Annotated in this window: 15 protein-coding genes and 1 riboswitch; of the genes, 2 read left to right on the forward strand and 13 right to left on the reverse strand. The window is 47.0% G+C overall.

Annotated elements, in window-relative coordinates; genetic code table 11:
- Positions 1 to 326: 326 nt before the first annotated feature.
- Positions 327 to 830 carry a YslB family protein gene (locus V1501_RS16080; protein WP_409289673.1) on the forward strand — a complete coding sequence of 168 codons (504 nt, stop codon included), beginning with the start codon at positions 327 to 329 and terminating at the stop codon, positions 828 to 830.
- A 217-nt stretch (positions 831 to 1,047) separates the two neighbouring features.
- Here the strand turns inward: V1501_RS16080 and V1501_RS16085 are convergent, their stop codons facing one another.
- The 13 genes from V1501_RS16085 to zapA form a co-directional block, all read right to left on the reverse strand.
- Complete coding sequence (locus V1501_RS16085; RefSeq protein ID WP_409289675.1) at positions 1,048 to 2,280, reverse strand: aspartate kinase; 1,233 nt, start codon at positions 2,278 to 2,280, stop codon at positions 1,048 to 1,050.
- Positions 2,281 to 2,421: 141 nt separating this feature from the next.
- A riboswitch (Lysine riboswitch) is annotated at positions 2,422 to 2,597 on the reverse strand.
- 64 nt (positions 2,598 to 2,661) lie between these two features.
- A complete protein-coding gene (gene uvrC / locus V1501_RS16090) occupies positions 2,662 to 4,434 on the reverse strand; it encodes an excinuclease ABC subunit UvrC (protein ID WP_409293411.1) in 1,773 nt (590 codons plus the stop codon).
- Between the two features lie 175 nt (positions 4,435 to 4,609).
- The gene (gene trxA, locus V1501_RS16095; RefSeq protein WP_409289676.1) at positions 4,610 to 4,924 is read right to left on the reverse strand and encodes a thioredoxin; all 315 of its coding nucleotides are present in this window, start codon (positions 4,922 to 4,924) and stop codon (positions 4,610 to 4,612) included.
- A 663-nt stretch (positions 4,925 to 5,587) separates the two neighbouring features.
- Positions 5,588 to 6,568: an electron transfer flavoprotein subunit alpha/FixB family protein gene (locus V1501_RS16100; protein WP_409289678.1), complete on the reverse strand. Its 981-nt coding sequence runs from the start codon at positions 6,566 to 6,568 to the stop codon at positions 5,588 to 5,590.
- 168 nt (positions 6,569 to 6,736) lie between these two features.
- Positions 6,737 to 7,510, reverse strand: coding sequence for an electron transfer flavoprotein subunit beta/FixA family protein (locus V1501_RS16105; RefSeq protein ID WP_409289679.1), 774 nt, complete (start codon positions 7,508 to 7,510; stop codon positions 6,737 to 6,739).
- Positions 7,511 to 7,568: 58 nt separating this feature from the next.
- Positions 7,569 to 8,342: an enoyl-CoA hydratase gene (locus V1501_RS16110; RefSeq protein ID WP_409289681.1), complete on the reverse strand. Its 774-nt coding sequence runs from the start codon at positions 8,340 to 8,342 to the stop codon at positions 7,569 to 7,571.
- A gap of 88 nt (positions 8,343 to 8,430) precedes the next feature.
- Positions 8,431 to 9,033, reverse strand: coding sequence for a TetR/AcrR family transcriptional regulator (locus V1501_RS16115; protein WP_409289683.1), 603 nt, complete (start codon positions 9,031 to 9,033; stop codon positions 8,431 to 8,433).
- A gap of 149 nt (positions 9,034 to 9,182) precedes the next feature.
- Positions 9,183 to 10,886: a long-chain-fatty-acid--CoA ligase gene (locus tag V1501_RS16120; RefSeq protein WP_409289685.1), complete on the reverse strand. Its 1,704-nt coding sequence runs from the start codon at positions 10,884 to 10,886 to the stop codon at positions 9,183 to 9,185.
- Positions 10,887 to 11,163: 277 nt separating this feature from the next.
- The gene (locus tag V1501_RS16125) at positions 11,164 to 11,571 is read right to left on the reverse strand and encodes a DUF350 domain-containing protein (RefSeq protein WP_409289686.1); all 408 of its coding nucleotides are present in this window, start codon (positions 11,569 to 11,571) and stop codon (positions 11,164 to 11,166) included.
- Between the two features lie 19 nt (positions 11,572 to 11,590).
- Complete coding sequence (locus V1501_RS16130) at positions 11,591 to 13,945, reverse strand: endonuclease MutS2 (RefSeq protein WP_409289688.1); 2,355 nt, start codon at positions 13,943 to 13,945, stop codon at positions 11,591 to 11,593.
- Positions 13,946 to 13,975: 30 nt separating this feature from the next.
- Complete coding sequence (gene polX / locus V1501_RS16135; RefSeq protein WP_409293412.1) at positions 13,976 to 15,637, reverse strand: DNA polymerase/3'-5' exonuclease PolX; 1,662 nt, start codon at positions 15,635 to 15,637, stop codon at positions 13,976 to 13,978.
- 209 nt (positions 15,638 to 15,846) lie between these two features.
- The gene (locus V1501_RS16140) at positions 15,847 to 16,389 is read right to left on the reverse strand and encodes a CvpA family protein (protein WP_409289689.1); all 543 of its coding nucleotides are present in this window, start codon (positions 16,387 to 16,389) and stop codon (positions 15,847 to 15,849) included.
- 7 nt (positions 16,390 to 16,396) lie between these two features.
- Positions 16,397 to 16,657 (reverse strand): cell division protein ZapA, encoded by a 261-nt coding sequence (zapA, locus tag V1501_RS16145; protein WP_409289691.1) that lies wholly within the window; start codon positions 16,655 to 16,657, stop codon positions 16,397 to 16,399.
- A 145-nt stretch (positions 16,658 to 16,802) separates the two neighbouring features.
- Between zapA and rnhC the strand changes: the two genes are divergently transcribed.
- Positions 16,803 to 17,750 carry a ribonuclease HIII gene (gene rnhC / locus V1501_RS16150; protein ID WP_409289693.1) on the forward strand — a complete coding sequence of 316 codons (948 nt, stop codon included), beginning with the start codon at positions 16,803 to 16,805 and terminating at the stop codon, positions 17,748 to 17,750.
- Positions 17,751 to 17,787: the final 37 nt, after the last annotated feature.

A 17,787-nucleotide genomic window follows, 5' to 3' on the forward strand; every position in this document is an offset into this window, starting at 1 on the left:
TTGCGCAAAAAGTATAATATATCCTGATATTCAGGCAGGATATCTGCTACAAAATGACAATAAAATGGATTTTGTAACATGCTCTTAACAATGTTCATTTTACTCCTCACACGAAAAGGCGTCAAGAAAACGGATACACAAAATACTTGCCAAATATAAAAATTTTTCATAAAATTTATAACTTTTTATCTTCTATTCTATAACTCACCTAACATACTGACCGGTTAGGAACTATTTTGGCATAATGAAATTTGCCAGTTTTGCATTTTAGTTCTTTGTATGCATGAATTTTTGTTTATAATAGATGTAAGAAAGAGGGGAGAATCTTGGGTAAAGAAGCCGTGAATGAAACAACATTAGAAAAAACTTCAGAACTGAGCCTGAATGAAAAACAAAGAGAAGAAAACGCTGTCGGGCCGGCAGGGCATGATATTCCGGCATTCGGCTACGATTTGATCAGAGAATTCCTGCTGAATGAACTTCTTGGAAAAGAGGCGTCCCAGCTTCTTTATTGGGGCGGCAAGCAGCTGGCGAGAAAATTCCCGCTGCAGAGCGTTGAAGAAATCATCGAGTTTTTCCGCAATGCAGGATGGGGGACACTCACCCAGACCAAATTATCTAAAGATGAATCCCTGTTTGAGCTGTCCGGCAGTACTGTTGAAAGGCGGCTGTCCATTAATGTAAAATGCCACTTCCAATTGGAGGCAGGATTCCTCGCTGAACAGTTTGAAATTCAGCGGAAAGTCTCGACCGAAGCCATAGAAGAACCAAAGAAGCGAGGCGCGAAAGTGTCTTTCATCGTGAAGTGGGATACTAAGGACGGAATATAGTGAAATAATGGGACTGTCTTATAAGTCCCAGCCATAAAGCCCGTGAAAAATGGAGATTTTTCACGGGCTTTGCTCTGTATGCAGCTTATAAGGATCCTCTTGCGGCTGCTGCCTTCAGTTTTATTTCAAATAGGAATACTCAGGGGAAAACGAATACTTCCTGTGGTAAACAAGGTAAAAAAAAAGGATATCCCACACTTAGGACATCCTCTTTCCTTTACTTAGATTCAACGGCCAGCGCCTCTGAAAGGTTGAAAGCTTTATGGAGCGAGGAGACTGCAGGCAGCATTCTGTCCTGAGCCACAACAGCCGAAACTTTTATTTCTGAAGTACTTACCATCTTGATCGCAATTTTCTCCTGGGCGAGGACTTCAAACATTTCGGCTGCCACACCCGGATTTGAGACCATGCCGGATCCGACAATGGAAACCTTGGACAAGCCGCGTTCTGTCTCGATGCGGTCAAAAGCGATTGCTTCTTTGTGGCTGTTCAGCACTTCCAGGACTTCTTTTACATCTTCGGTTTTAACCGAGAAGGATAGTCCGGTTTCACTACCCTCGGTAACACTTTGGATGATGATATCCACATTGATATGGTTTTTTGCCAGAGCGGTAAAGATGGATGAAATCCCTGTACCGCCTGAAGACAGCCCCAGAACAGAAATCCTGGTAATGTTATCCTCAAATGCAATTCCTCTGACGATCAAGTTCTGTTCCATTGACGCTTCCTCCTCAATAATTGTTCCTCGCTCGCGCTCCATGCTTGAACGGACTTCAAGCGGCATATTATAATTTTTGGCAAATTCTACTGCACGCGGGTGAAGCACACCGGCACCGAGATTCGCAAGCTCCAGCATTTCATCATAAGAAACCGATAACAGCTTCCTTGCGCCTTCCACATAGCGCGGATCCGTTGTATAGACGCCAGTGACATCGGTATAAATATCACATTTATCAGCTTTCAGCGCAGCTGCCAGGGCTACTGCAGTCGTGTCCGATCCCCCCCGGCCAAGAGTGGTGATTTCGCCGGCTGCTATTCCCTGAAAGCCGGCAACGATCACAATTTTACCTTCCTTCAGCGAATTTTCAATCCGGCCTGCCCCGATTTCGGTAATGCGTGCATTGCCGTGAACGGCTTCTGTCTGGATTCCCGCCTGCCATCCAGTGTAGGACACAGCCTCATGTCCCCGTTCATTCAGCTCCATGGAAAGAAGGGAAATGGTGACTTGTTCACCTGTAGTCAGGAGCATGTCCATCTCTCTTTTATTAGGAAAAGGAGAAATCTCCCTGGCCATTCCGACAAGAGTATCCGTCGTCTTCCCCATTGCCGAGACGACCACCACGACTTCATTGCCCTTTTTCACCTCTTCGAGCACCCGGTCTGCTGCATTCTTGATCCTTTCTACGCTTCCTACTGATGTGCCGCCAAACTTTTGTACAATTCTCCCCAATGCTGATGCCTCCCTCGCTTTATCGAATGTTCTTAAATGGTAACTGCCAACTCATCCATGATTTTTGCTCCAACATCAAAAAAGGCAATGAGAATTATCTCATTGCCTGTGAATGACGTACTAAAAGCTAATACGTTTACACAGTGAGATAGCTCTCCAAGAACGAATCTTGACAATCCTGCATTTATTCAATGCAGAACCAGCACGGCAAGCTTTGAGCCTTGCAATGCTTCGGCGATTTCCCCTTTCAGGACTTTTCATGGAAGCTCAACCTTCTCAAAGTCCCTACTAATGAATCTCGCACCTCTATCATCACTTTAACATCGTAAAGTAATTGGAATGTATGGTTGATTATAGCACAGCTGTTTCGTACCAACAACTCTAGTCTTTCAATTTTCTAAAAATTTCTTCTGCGGTCGTCTTCGGGATGCCTAATTGGATGAATTCCTCAAGCGCCGCTTCTTTCATCTTCTTTACAGAGCCAAAATGCTTAAGCAGCAACTTCTTCCGCTTTTCCCCGACGCCCGATATATCATCCAGAAGGGATTGGAACACATTTTTTCCTCGCAGCTGCCTGTGGAAAGTAATCGCGAATCGGTGGACTTCGTCCTGTATCCGCTGCAGAAGATAAAACTCCTGGCTGTTTTTCTCGAGAGGGACAATTTCAAGCGGGCTTCCAATCATAAGCTGCGAAGTCCGGTGCTTTTCATCCTTCACAAGACCGGCAAGTGGAACCTCAAGGCCCAGCTCATTCTCGAGCACATCCCTCACTCCCTCGACATGCCCTTTGCCTCCGTCAATGATAATTAAATCCGGCAGCGGCAGATTTTCTTTCAGCACTCTTGAATACCTGCGCCTGACTACTTCTCTCATGGATTCGTAATCATCCGGCCCTTGTACGGATTTTATTTTATATTTCCTATATTCCTTCTTTTCTGCCTTTCCATCGATAAAGACTACCAGTGCAGAAACCGGGTTGGTCCCCTGGATATTGGAGTTATCGAACGCTTCAATCCGGTGCGGTGTATAAATGCCCAGCTGTTTTCCCAGGTTCTCGACCGCCTTGATGGTCCGCTCTTCATCCTTTTCTACCAAAGCGAATTTTTCTGACAGGGCAATCCTTGCGTTTTTATTGGCAAGCTTTAGCAGATCCTTCTTTGTCCCCCGTTTCGGCTGAAGGATCTTGACCTCAAGCAGCTCGCCGGCCATTTCAGCATCTATCGATTCGGGAAGCAGGATTTCCTTCGGTTTAAAGTGATTAACCTTCGAATAAAACTGTCCAAGATAGGTCAGGAATTCTTCTTCCGGTTCATTGTAGAGCGGAAACATGGATACCTCGCGTTCGATCAGTTTCCCCTGCCTGACAAAAAAGACCTGTACACACATCCAGCCTTTATCATAGGCATAACCAAAAATATCACGGTCCGTGAAATCCGTCAGCGTCATCTTCTGCTTTTCCATTGTTGTTTCAATATGTGCAATTTTATCCCTGAGCTCCTTAGCGCGCTCAAAATCCAGTTCTTCAGCTGCAGCATGCATTTTCTCTGTCAGATCGCTTTTGATTTCCTTAAAGCCGCCGTTTAGGAACTTAGTGATCTCCTCTGTGATATTCTTATATTCCTGTTCCTTAATATCATTCACGCACGGGGCAAGACACTGGCCAAGGTGGTAGTACAAACAAACCCTATCAGGCAGGGTGGTGCATTTCCTGAGCGGATATAGACGGTCCAGCAGTTTTTTTGTTTCATTCGCCGCAAACGCATTGGGATAAGGACCGAAATACTTTCCTTTATCCTTCTTGACATTCCTTGTGGTGATCAGGCGCGGATGACGTTCTGCTGTCAGCTTGATGAAAGGATAGCTTTTATCATCCTTAAGCATGACATTATATTTCGGGTCGTATTTTTTGATTAAATTCAGTTCAAGAATCAGGGCTTCCATATCGGAGGAAGTCACAATATATTCGAAGTCCTCGATTTCCTGGACCAGCCTCAGGGTTTTTCCGTCATGTGATCCTGTAAAATAGGACCTGACCCGGTTCTTCAGCACCTTAGCCTTTCCTACATAGATTACCGTGCCCTGCCGGTCCTTCATGAGATAACAGCCCGGCTGATCAGGCAGCAGTGCCAGTTTATGCTGTATGGTTTGATTCATTGGTTCACCCCGCTCCCTTTCAATAACTGATTCCATATAAAAACCCGCCGCTCCCGGCGGGATTTTCTTCACAAAACAGAATATCCGTTCTTATATAGTATAAAAAAAATCCCTTCTGCTGGTCAACTGGCTAGAACTGCTAACCTTGCCATTAAGAAGGGATTTTCTTTTGGAATTAAGAGTGTTTGTTGATAAGGTCAGCTAAAGCTTCTTTTGGCTGGAACCCAACCACTTTATCAACAGCTTCTCCGTCTTTGAACAGGATCAGGGTAGGAATGCTCATCACTCCGTATTTTCCTGCTGTTTCTTGGTTTTCGTCTACATCTAATTTAACGACCTTCACTTTATCGCCTAATTCAGCATCCAATTCTTCAAGAACTGGAGCAATCATTTTGCAGGGGCCGCACCAAGGTGCCCAGAAATCAGCAAGAACCAGACCTTGGCCTGTTTCATCTGTAAAGTTTTGATCGGTAGCTTTTACAATTGCCATGTGAAATCCTCCTAGAAAATACTAATGATTTACTGAAATCAGTATATCACCTTTCCGCATATGGGCGTTAATAATATGTCTCAAACCTAATTTACCCTCATGTTTTCATCTTATGCGAAGGCTGATGTCTGTTGTCTGTGGCGGTTGAATTAAAAAGGATTTCCGCCGCAGACACTCTGCCTGCACGGGCCGGGCAGTGAGCCTCCCGGCTTTGCCTGCGGGGTCTCACCTGTCACACATATCCCATAATGAAAAGCAGGGGAACGGTGCCTGCTCAATTATAATTAGTAATTGCACAATCTTATCACTCTAAATTTAGAAAATATATATATCGGCAGGCAGAAACCCGGCCGGCATAAGACGATTCAACAGTGGGAAGTGCTTCTTTCCCCATACGGATCAGCTTATGACTCGAGTGGCGAAAATCATGAGCTGGCTCAGGAGTACCGCACCTGAAGCCCAAATCTGCTTGTTTAAATAAATAAATCTCCCCACTGAACTCATCCATAAACAACCATCTTTTAGAAAAGAGCCTGTGCGAAAGAGCAGACCTTCGTTTCCCATCCGCAATTCCTGCCTTTATTTTTTCCCGGACATTCTTGGTATGAAACATGTATCAATAAAGGAGGCGGCCATACATCCCGGCCGCCTCTTCTATATTGATTAGTTTGCTCCAACCTTCAACTTCCTGAACTCTTCGGTTAATAATGGAACGACCTCGAATAAATCACCCACGATGCCATAATCGGCCACCTTGAAGATATTGGCCTCTGGATCTTTATTGATGGCGACAATCACTTTGGAATTGGACATACCAGCCAGATGCTGGATCGCCCCGGAAATCCCGCATGCGATATATAAATCGGGCGTGACTACCTTTCCTGTCTGCCCGATTTGAAGCGAATAGTCGCAATAATCTGCATCACAGGCTCCGCGTGAAGCTCCAACCGCGCCGCCAAGCACATTTGCCAGCTCCTTAAGCGGTTCAAACCCATCTTCGCTCTTTACACCGCGTCCTCCGGCAATGATGACTTTGGCTTCTGAAAGATCGACACCTTCGCTTGCCTTCCGGACAACATCCTTGATGATTGTGCGAAGGTTTTTAATATCCACAGAGAGAGAAGCAATATCGCCGGATCGGCTGCTGTCCTTCTCAAGCGGCTCAATATTATTCGGACGGATGGTCGCAAGGATCAGTCCACCTGTGATGACCTTCTTCTCAAAAGCTTTACCAGAGTATATCGGACGGGTAAATACAAGGTTTCCGCCAGCTTCTTCAAGGGAAGTCACATCAGATACAAGCCCTGAATCCAATTTACCGGCTATCCGCGGGGCCAGATCTTTCCCAAGCGCTGTATGCCCCATTACAATTCCTTCAGCACCTTCAGATTCAACTGCGGCCAGAAGGGCCTGTGAATAACCGTCGGACGTATACTGGGCGAGATTTTCATGTGCTACAGTGACGACCCGGTCGGCACCATAATGAATCATTTCTTCTCCGAGGCCGTTCACATCGCTGCCGGCTACAATACCGACAACCTCTCCGCCTTCAGATATGGTCTTTGCTGCTGCTATTGCTTCAAATGATACATTACGCAATGAACCATCACGGATTTCTCCTAATACAAGAACTTTCCTAGCCATCTATATTCCCTCCTGAACTTTGTTTGTTAAAGGCTGTTTTCGCATATGTTCTTGCTGTTGAATAAGAAAGTTAATTTACGCTGCAGGTGCTCCAATCAACTTTGTTTTATTAATTAAATCTCCTCGCAGAACTCATTAGAAAACAGCAATCTTTTAAAAAGAGCCTGGTTAAATGACTTTCGCTTCGCTTCTCAGCAGGCCCACAAGCTCCTGAACCTGATCAGGCAGATCTCCCTGAAGTACCCTGCCCGCTTCCTTTTTAGGGGGAAGGAAGATTTCGATTGTTTTCGTTTTAGCCTCTACATCGTCATCTTCGAGGTCCAGATCATCCAGTTCAAGCTCCTCAAGGGGCTTCTTCTTGGCCTTCATAATACCAGGCAGTGATGGATAACGGGGTTCGTTCAAGCCCTGCTGTGCGGTAACAAGGATTGGCAGCTGAGCCTCAATGGTCTCTGAATCCCCTTCTACATCCCGGATAACGCTTACATTTTGTCCTTCAATTTCTAGTTTGGTGATGGTTGTGATATACGGCATGCCAAGCAGTTCGGCTACCCTTGGGCCAACCTGGCCTGATCCGCCGTCTATCGCCACATTGCCGCCAATGATCAAATCTGCGTTTTTGTCTTTAAGGTATTCTGAAAGGATTTTGGCAGTCGTATATTGATCGCCATTTTCTACATCGTCCTCGATGTTGATCAACACAGCTTTGTCAGCACCCATCGCAAGCGCGGTCCTCAGCTGTTTTTCAGCCTCCTCACCGCCGACTGTCACGACAGTCACCTCTCCGCCATGGGCATCTCTTACCTGAATGGCTTCCTCTACGGCATACTCATCATATGGATTGATGATGAACTCGGCGCCATCCTCGTTAATTCGGCCATTTGACAGGGTAATCTTTTCCTCGGTGTCAAATGTTCTTTTCAGCAAAACATAAATATTCATGAATAGCCCTCCATTTTGTCCATAATTTCAAAGATTATGAATTTTCAACGCAAAAAAATTATCTGCCTTTAAAAACCGGCTCTCTTTTCTCCATGAAAGCAGCGATGCCTTCCTTGGCATCCTCGCTTACAAAGACAGTCCCGAATGATTCCGCTTCCTTTTCTACTCCTTTGTAGTAATTCTCATGCTTGGAGTAGTTTAATAGGCTGATAGCAGCCTTTAGGGCAACAGGACTCTTCTTCGCAATTTTCTGCACCAGCTCTTCTGCCTTCTGGAACAATTCATCTTCAGGATAGGCATGGTTTGCGAGTCCCAGGGACGCAGCTTCAGTGCCGGTAATCGGTTCTGAGGTGAACAGCATCTCTGCTGCCTTTGCAGTACCTACATATCGCGGCAGCCGCTGTGATCCCGCAAATCCAGGCACCAGTCCCAGCTGCAGCTCCGGAAGTCCGAGCTTGGCGTTTTCACTCACCAGCCTGATATGGCATGACATGGCTAGTTCAAGTCCGCCGCCGAGTGCCGCTCCGTGTATGGCTGCAATCACGGGCTTTGGAAATTGTTCAATCCTCTCAAACAGCTCCTGCCCTTTTGCGGCAAGCCTTGAAAATTCCTCACCGCTCTCAATACCGGTAAATTCTTTAATGTCGGCACCTGCTGAAAAAAATCTTCCCTCACCCTTCAACAGGACGGCCCTTGTCCCGGCATCCTGCTGCAGGATATCCAATAGCTCAGAAAGCTCCTGGATGACATGGGAGGAAAGTGCATTTGCCGGAGGTTTATTAATGGTAATCACAGCAACGTTCTCTTTGACTGAATAGCTTAAAAACTCCATAAAGCCGCCTCCACTTATGTATTTCTTAAACACAGCGCCCCTGGGCTTTTCTTTAAAATGTCCCCAGGGTAACCATGTTTCTCCCTCATTATACCTTCTTTTCAGCCATTTGGCTCCCGCATGCCTTTGCCATCATTTCATGGATGGGTCCTGCGAGCTGCGGCAGATTGTACTTTTGCTCATTCATAACCCAGGTTGTCACTGTTTCATCGATGGTGCCGAATATCATCTGGCGGGCAAGCTTCCTGTCTAAACTCTTTGAAAATTCCCCGGCCGCAATGCCCTCTTCAATGATTTTTTCCATCAGCTCAAGATAGCCCTTCAGCACTTCATTTATTTTCAGGCGAAGTTCTTTATTCGACTGTCTGAGTTCAAGCTGAGTGACAATGGCCAGATTCCTGTCTTCGGACAGCTGCCTGAAATGCTGCTGAATCAAAACAAGCAATTTATCTGCAGCATGCTCGACATTCTTTATCTCCTGCTCGATCGTTTCCACAAAGACTCCCATTTTCTCCTGGAATAACGAGATCAGGATATCTTCTTTATTTTTAAAATATAGATAGATGGTACCATCAGCGACTCCAGCCTGTTTGGCTATCTTGGATACCTGGGCCTGGTGGTATCCGTTCTCAGCGATGACCACCACCGCTGCATCTATTATCTGCTTATGTTTTGGCCGATTACGTTTCACGAATGGTCCCCTTTCAAAAAAATGAATGAATCATCATTCATAACTCAATAATAAGATGAATCGTTTTTCCTGTCAAGGGATAAACGTAAGGAAAGCTTGTCCCATTCCTGTGTAAAAAGAGCCGCAAAGGCTCGGGCGGGAGGCAGTTGTCATGCGTTCTTTTCATCTTCGAGTTTCTGTTTTTCTTCCTCGACAAGAGCGCGCCTCAGGATCTTCCCTACTGCCGTCTTAGGAAGCTCTGACCTGAATTCATAAATCCTCGGAACCTTATAGGCGGCCAGACTTTTACGGACGAAGATGTTTATTTCCTCTTCTGTGGCACTGCTGCCCTCCTTCAGCACGATATAAGCTTTTACCGTTTCTCCCCGGTATGGATCGGGCACGCCGGCAACCACTGCTTCCTGGACAGCTTCATGTTCATATAATACTTCTTCGATTTCACGGGGATATATATTGAATCCGCCGGCTATGATCATATCCTTTTTGCGGTCTACTATAAAGAAATACCCCTTATCGTCATAATAGCCCATATCTCCTGTCAGCAGCCATCCATCTTTAAAAGATTGTTCGGTTTCCTCCGGCCTGTTCCAGTAGCCCTTCATGACCTGCGGCCCTTTAATCGCCAATTCGCCGATCTCACCTGGTCCAAGCGGCTCTCCAGTATCCAGCGATAAGACCGCTGCCTCGGTATCCGGCCATGGCACCCCGATGCTTCCCCTGACTCGCGGACGGTCCCATAGGAAATTGGCATGTGTGACGGGGGAGGTTTCAGTAAGTCCATAGCCTTCGACAAGCTTGCCTCCGGTCAGTGCTTCGAATTTATCCTGCACATCTACCGGCAGGGGAGCCGAGCCGCTGATACAGGCGGTGATGGATGAAAGGTCATACCTTGCCAGGTCGGGATGATTCAGCAGGGCGATATACATGGTTGGGGCTCCGGGAAACAGGGTCGGTTTTTGCTTTTCAATCGTCTTAAGGGTCGTTAAGGCATCGAATTTAGGCAGAAGCGTCATTTTATGGCCTTCCATGACGGAAAAGATCATGACTGTCGTCATACCGAATACGTGGAAGAATGGCAGGATCCCCAGAATATTATGGCCCTTTTCCTTTCCCTTATAGAGCCAGGCTGCACACATCCGGGTATTGGCCATCAAATTCCGGTGAGTCAGCATAACTCCCTTTGGAAAGCCCGTGGTCCCCCCTGTATACTGCAGGAGCGCCAGATCCTCGGCCGGGTCAATCTCTACCTGGATATCCTGATGGGGCACTGGGCGCTTCATGATTTCGGCAAACAGATGATGATTTCCTTCATGTTCAACCTTCACCGTCATTCCATACTGTTTTTTCTGGATGAAGGGATATAGGAGATTCTTTGGAAACGGCAGATAATCTTTAATGCTTGTGACAATGATGTGCCTGAGCCCGGTTTTCGGCATAACCCTGGCCGCCCTCGGGAACAGGATGTCGAGCGTCACAATGAGCTTCGCTTCACTGTCCTTCATTTGATATTCAAGCTCCCGCTCCATGTAAAGCGGATTGGTCTGCACCACCACAGCACCTGCAAGCAGTGCCCCAAAATAGGCAATGACCGCCTGCGGGGTGTTTGGAAGCATGATGGCCACCCTGTCACCCTTTTTAATCCCAAGACTGGCAAGATACCCGGCAAATTTCTGTGCCGATTCGTATAATTCCTGGTAGCTCAGCTCTTTGCCCATAAAGTGGACGGCTTTTCTATCCGGGTATTTTCCTGCTGAATGCTTAAGGCAGTCCTGAAGCGGCTGCTGGTCGTATTCCAGGCTCCCCGGTATTTCCGGCGGATAGGTCTCAAGCCATATTTTATCCTGACTGGTCAAATGTTTCCCTCCCCTTCTTGCAATTCTTTAAATTTTCAAACTTTTCCTTTTAAATTATATTATACAAAATTGTTTCTTAGCAATTATTTGAGGATTTTTACCTATAAACATAAAAGCACCCCATAAGAGCATCACCTCTACAGAGGGAAGATGATCTTATGGGGGTGCTTATTTTTTCATTTAGCAAAAAACAGCATGTAGCCTATTCCGATCAGCATGAATGCGCCGCAGAGAACCAGCAGCACCTTAGCCAGCTTTTCCAAACCTGACCTCTCCTTTAAGATATGCCGGCACCGATAACATAGGATAATCCCACCGATATAATCATTGCGATCAATCCTACTGCCCGGTTGTCCCTGGCTATCTCTTCATCTATGTTAAAGCTCGGTGTCAAAAACTCAAATGTAAAATAACCGACCAGAAGCAGCAGGAACCCGAAGACCCCCCAGCCAATCATCGTAATAAGAGAATCATTCTGTAAGATGGAATGGCGGAATATATTCGCAATCCCAAATATCTTGCCGCCTGTGGCGAGTGCGACGGATAGGTTGCCATTTTTTATTTCCTCCCAATTCCGATACCTCGTCACCAATTCGAATACGGCCAGAAAAACGATGCAGCATAGTACGACCACACTGTAATATGCAGTTAAATACACAAACTGATTACCCCATAATTTATCCATGTCTGTTTTTTACTCCCGATTATTTGAACTCTGCGACTGTCACACCGCTGCCGCCTTCACCTGCTTCACCGAATCTTATACTTTTTACAGAGCGGTGATTCTTGAGATATTCCTGGACTCCCGTCCTAAGTGCCCCGGTACCTTTTCCGTGGATGATCGAGACCCGCGGATAACCGGCAAGAAGGGCGTCATCAATATACTTTTCCACCCGCATGAGCGCATTTTCATAACGCTCACCGCGCAGGTCAAGCTCCAGGCTGACATGATAATCCTTGCCCCTTACTGTCGCAAGCGGCTTTGTCTGCACCTGTTTCGGTGTGCCGATGAATTCAAGATTTGATTCCGCAACCTTCATCTTCATGATTCCAATCTGGACCATCCATTCTTTCGCCGATACCTTCTCCACCAGATGGCCTTTCTGGTCAAAGCTGAGCACTTTTACTTCATCTCCAGGCTGCATTTCTTTTTTCTTTGGTGCAGCTGCCGTTTTTCTCGTTTTCTTAATTTCAGGTGCTGCTTCGTTAAGCCGCCTTCGGGCATCAATCAATTCGTGCTCCTTTACCTCAGCATTCTTTTCTAGCCTCAGGCGCCTTAGATCACTCAAGATGCCCTCAGCCTCTTCCTTGGCCTTCTCGACGACAGCTGCAGCTTCCAGGCGTGCCTTTTCAGCCAGTTCATCCTTTCGGCCATAATATTCAGCCATCTGTTTCTGGAGATCTTTATGGATTTTCTCTGAATCCCTGAGGAATTCATTGGCTTCTTCCCTGTCTCTTTCCGCATTCCTGCGGCTTTCCTCAAGGGAAGCAATCATATTTTCAACCTTATTTGTCTCAGTGCCTATATATCCTTTTGCTTCCCTAATAACAGATTCATCCAGGCCAAGGCGCCTGGAAATCTCAAAGGCATTGCTTCGTCCAGGTATGCCGATCTGAAGCCTGTACGTCGGGCTCAAGGTCTCTACATTAAATTCGACGCTTGCATTCACAACCCCTGTCCGGTTGTATCCATATGCCTTAAGCTCCGGATAATGAGTCGTCGCGATAACCCTTGCTCCCCGGTCATATACCGTGTCAAGAATCGAGATGGCAAGTGCCGCCCCTTCCTGGGGATCGGTGCCTGCCCCGAGCTCATCGAATAAAACCAGGCTGCGGTCATTCACCTTTTTTAGAATGTCCACAATATTGACCATATGGGAGGAGAACGTACTCAGACTCTGCTCAATGCTCTGTTCATCACCGATGTCGGCAAATACATCCTCGAAGACCGCCGCTTCCGAACCATCCAGCACGGGAATCTGCAGCCCGGCCTGCACCATGAGGGTACATAATCCGATTGTTTTCAGTGTAACGGTTTTACCGCCCGTATTCGGGCCGGTGATGACAATCGAAGTATAATCTTCCCCAAGGATAATGTCATTCGGCACCACTTCCTCTGCAGGAATCAGCGGATGGCGCGCCTTGAACAGCTTCACTCTGCCTTCTTTATTCAGTGCCGGCTTTGAAGCCTTAGTCGCGCTGCTGTAACGTGCTTTTGCAAACATAAAATCCAGGGTCGCGAGCACCTCTACCTTATGGAGCAGCTCTTCCGTGAATTCCCCCGTAAGAGCTGACAGCTCAATCAATATCCTCTCGATTTCCTGCTGTTCTTTTACCCTTATCTCCTGGAGGGCATTGTTAAGATCGACCACAGCCTGCGGTTCAATGAAGAGCGTCTGGCCGGAAGATGACTGGTCATGGATGATCCCGCCATATACGGCCCTGTATTCCTGCTTCACAGGGATAACAAACCGGTCATTACGGATTGTGATGATGGCGTCAGAGAGCATCTTTTGTGCGCTTTGGGACCGGATCATACTTTCGAGCTTTTCCCTGACTCTTCCTTCGTTTGTCCTTTTTTGCGTCCGCAGAGATTTCAGCCTGTCACTTGCGGAATCCAGCACCTCTCCGCTGTCGCCGATGGCATTGATGATCGGGCGCTCAAGCTCTGGAAGCGGGTGTATGGCTTCCATATAATCGGCCGAAAGCGGAAGCTCTATCCCGCTTTCGATCATATCTTCGATAAAGCTTTTTAAGATCCTGCCAGCCCGGATGGTGCTGGCGATCTCATTCAGCTCCATTGGACTCAGCATCCCGCCGATCTGCGCCCGTCTCGCATGCGGTTTTATATTGAAGATCCCGCCAAGGGGCACATTTCCCCGCAGGCGGATGATTTTGGCAGCTTCATCTGTTTCCTCATGAAGCCTGACAATTTCTTCAAAGTCAGAAATAGGCAGGAGTCTCTCTGCTTTTTCCTTTCCGAGCGAGGAAGAGGCAAAAGCAGACAGCTGTTCAATAATTTTGTGAAACTCCAGGGTTTTTAACGCTTTTTGATGCATGGAGTTTATGCCCTCCTTCAAATCAAGGTGTTAATCATTTCTTTTCAGGAACGAAAGCAATTCGTCCGGGTTCTTCGTATTTAAAATAGTGCCCTTTTTGAGCCAGCCCTTCTTTGCATGGGCAACGCCTATGTCCATGTCCTCAAGCATGGTGATATTATGTGCATCCGTGTTCACGGCAATTGTCACACCTGCCTGCTGCGCCTTCTTCAAATGCTCGGCAGCAAGATCCAGGCGGTTAGGATTTGCATTCAGCTCCAGTGCAGTGCCCGTTTCCTTTGCAAGCTGTATCAGCATGTCCATATCAACTTCATAGCCTTTTCTCCGGCCAATGACCCTGCCGGTCGGATGGGCTATCAAATCAACATGGGGATTCATCAGCGCCGTTTTCAAGCGCTCCATGATTTTTTCTTTCGGCTGCGAAAAGCTTGAATGGATCGAGGCAATGACAAAATCCATTTCCTTCAGGAGCTCATCATCATAATCCAGTGTCCCGTCAGGCAGTATATCCATCTCAATGCCAGAGAGGATCAATATATCATCATATTTATCATTCAGCGACCGGATGATTTCCTTCTGCTCTCTCAAACGGTCTGCCGTCAAGCCGTTTGCGACCTTCAGGTATTGTGAATGGTCGGTGATGGCCATATATTTATATCCTTTTGCCCGGCAGGCTTCCACCATTTCCTCAATGGAATGGCCGCCATCACTCCAGGTGGAGTGCATATGGAGGTCTCCCTTGATATCCTCACGCGAAACGAGTCCGAAGTCTGAAGAATAATGCTCGACTTCTGTTCCGTCTTCCCGGAGCTCAGGCGGAATGAACGGGAGCCCGAAATGAGCGTAGAATTCATCCTCGGAACGGAAGGTCAGGACGCCGTCATTTTCGGTCTCCACTCCATATTCGCTGATTTTCTCGCCGCGTTCCTTTGCAAGCTGCCTCATCCGCACATTATGATCCTTGGATCCGGTGAAGTGGTGCAGGGTTGTAATAAACTCATGCGGTTTGACGAGTCTGAAGTCTGCCGATACTTCATAATCATAAGACAGAGTTACAGACACTTTTGTATCGCCAGCCGCAATTATGCTTTTCACCTGAGGAAGAGAGATCAGCTGCTCTCTGACAGACTCTGGGTTTTCTGTGGCGATGATAAAGTCCAGGTCCTTGATTGTCTCCTTCATCCTGCGAATGCTTCCCGCTCGTGAAAATCTTTCAATATCCTTAAGGTTCATCAGTGATGCTTCTACATCATCCGCAATCGATAGCATGAAGGCGAGACCGAGCCGGTCCGGCCGTGTACCGAACTCAGCTATGGCCGCCAGGATCTTCTCCTCGGTCTTCCTGCCGAAGCCCGCAAGATCCTGGACCCGCTTCTCCTCGCAGGCAGCCTTCAGGTCTTCCATGCTTTCTACATGGAGCTCCTTATACAGCTTCGCAATTTTCTTGCCGCCCATGCCCGGAAGCTGCAGGAGGGGGATCAGCCCCTTTGGAACCTCTTCCTGAAGTTCAGCCAAAACCGCTGATTCCCCGTCCCTTATATATTCTTCGATGACAGCGGCTGTTCCCTTCCCGATGCCGGAAAGCGCTGTAAAATCTTCAATCTCCCCAAGACTCCTGTCATCCGCTTCAAGAGCACCTGCTGCCTTCCTGAACGCGGCCACCTTAAACTGGTTTTCGCCTTTTAATTCCATATATATAGCAATCGTTTCAAGCAAATGAACAATATCCTTTTTATTAAACAAACTCTGCACCTCACCTTTTAGGGGTCTGTCCCCCATTTCCCAGATTATTTCCCATAATTTTAAGATACCGTTTATTTTGGGTCCTAGCAACATAAGTGACGCAGGTAACCTTAGGAGGCGGCTCTCACTAAAAGAAAAACTTCCCTTGGAAAGAGAAGTTACATAGGGATATATTTAAACCATAGATCCTTCACTGTTTCAGAGAGCAGCGGGGTATTTTTTACGATGGATTCTGCCAGGAAGGAATCATTCATGGGTCCCTGTATGGATTCGACAGGGACAAGGGCAGCGATATAGAGCAAAATGAACACGATGAGATAAACTTCCAAAATGCCGAGGACTGCGCCGCCCAGACTGTTCAGCTGTTTAAGGATAGGCAGGTGGGCAATGAAGTCCAGCATGGATCCGATAAGCTGCCAGACGAGCTTTACCGCAAAGAAGACAATGGCAAAGGCAATGGCATTATAATAGGCTTCGTCCAGGCCGCCGGATTTGAAGACCAGGTCCATCGAATCTGTATTTCCCACGGATGGAAAAGGGATCCAGAGCTTCAGCTTCGGAGACAAATCATCATAATATATGTAAGCGGCTATAAAGGCAGCTATGAAGCCCGTCAGGTGGACCAGCTGCAGGATGAATCCTCTTTTCAGCCCGACCAGCAGGCCCATGATAAAGATTACAAGTATAATTAAATCAAGCATTCTGTTTTCAATCCTTTTTTCTTGCAGCAAGCATCTTAAGCTGCTCAAGTTCGTCTTTTACCTTTAAATAATCATGCATAACATTGACAGCGGTGAGCACTGCAACCTTGCTGACATCAAGCCTTGGGTTCATTGCATTGATCTCGCGCATTTTATCATCAACCATTGAAGCCACAATCCGAATATGGCTTGAACTTTCAGCTCCAACAATGGTATATTGCTGTCCATATATATCAACTGTTATTTTTCTCTTATTATGGTCTGACAAAATGATGCCCCCAATCTCTTAAAAAATCCTAATCTATATCATACCATGAATTTTTAATCCTTGAAAAGCGGGGACCATTCCTTTTTCTGGCTTTCAGAAGAAAAATGGAGCATCACCTCAATCTTGAATAGAAGGAGCACCTAATATGTCCAATGCAGTATTAGTTTTAGATTCATCTTCCATCCAGAAAATGAAGGCCCACTACTCATCAGCCATCAGTGATAAAACTCCTCCAGGCGGGCTCTTTTCCGCAAAAGTCCCTGGCTGCTCCATTACAGCTTATAAATCCGGTAAAGTCCTTTTCCAGGGGCCGCGGGCTGAAGAAGAAGCAGGTGCATGGGGCAGCGCAGCACCAAAAGCCGCCCCGAAGAAAGCGTCATCCGTAAAAAATCATTCCTACTCACCTCCGGCAGATATAGCAGGAATGTCACTGGTTGGTTCTGACGAGGTGGGGACAGGCGATTTCTTTGGGCCGATGACAGTGGTTGCTGTTTATGCTGCAAGCCGCCACCTCCCGCTTTTAAAAGAACTGGGTGTCAAAGATTCAAAGAATCTTAAAGATCCGCAGATCATGGAAATTGCGGCACTCATAAAGGAGACTGTGCCCTACAGCCTCCTGGTCCTCAACAATTCAAAGTATAATGAGCTGCAGGCTGGCGGCATGTCCCAGGGAAAGATGAAGGCACTGCTCCATAATCAGGCTATCAAGAAAGTGCTAGAGAAAATTGCCCCGGCTGAGCCTGACGGGGTGCTTATTGACCAATTCGCCGAGCCTGGGGTCTTTTTTAATTATCTAAAGGGTTCCCGTCCATTCAAAGCAAAAAACACCTATCTCAGCACAAAAGCCGAAGGCATCCACCTGAGTGTGGCGGCGGCATCAATCCTTGCACGCTATGCGTTTGTAAAGCACTTTGAACTTCTCAGCCAAAGCGCTGGCTTCACCCTTCCCAAAGGGGCAGGGCCGGCGGTGGACATTGCCGCAGCCAGGCTGATCCACGAAAAAGGCGAGGCTGCTCTCGGGCAGTTCACGAAGACCCACTTCGCCAATACTGCAAAGGCAAGGGCGCTTTATCAAAAGAAATACCGTTCTTAATTAAAAATGAAGCCTGCCGCATATAGCGCGCAGGCTT

This window comes from Paraperibacillus esterisolvens, assembly GCF_046237625.1.
GTDB lineage: Bacteria > Bacillota > Bacilli > Bacillales > DSM-1321 > Paraperibacillus > Paraperibacillus esterisolvens.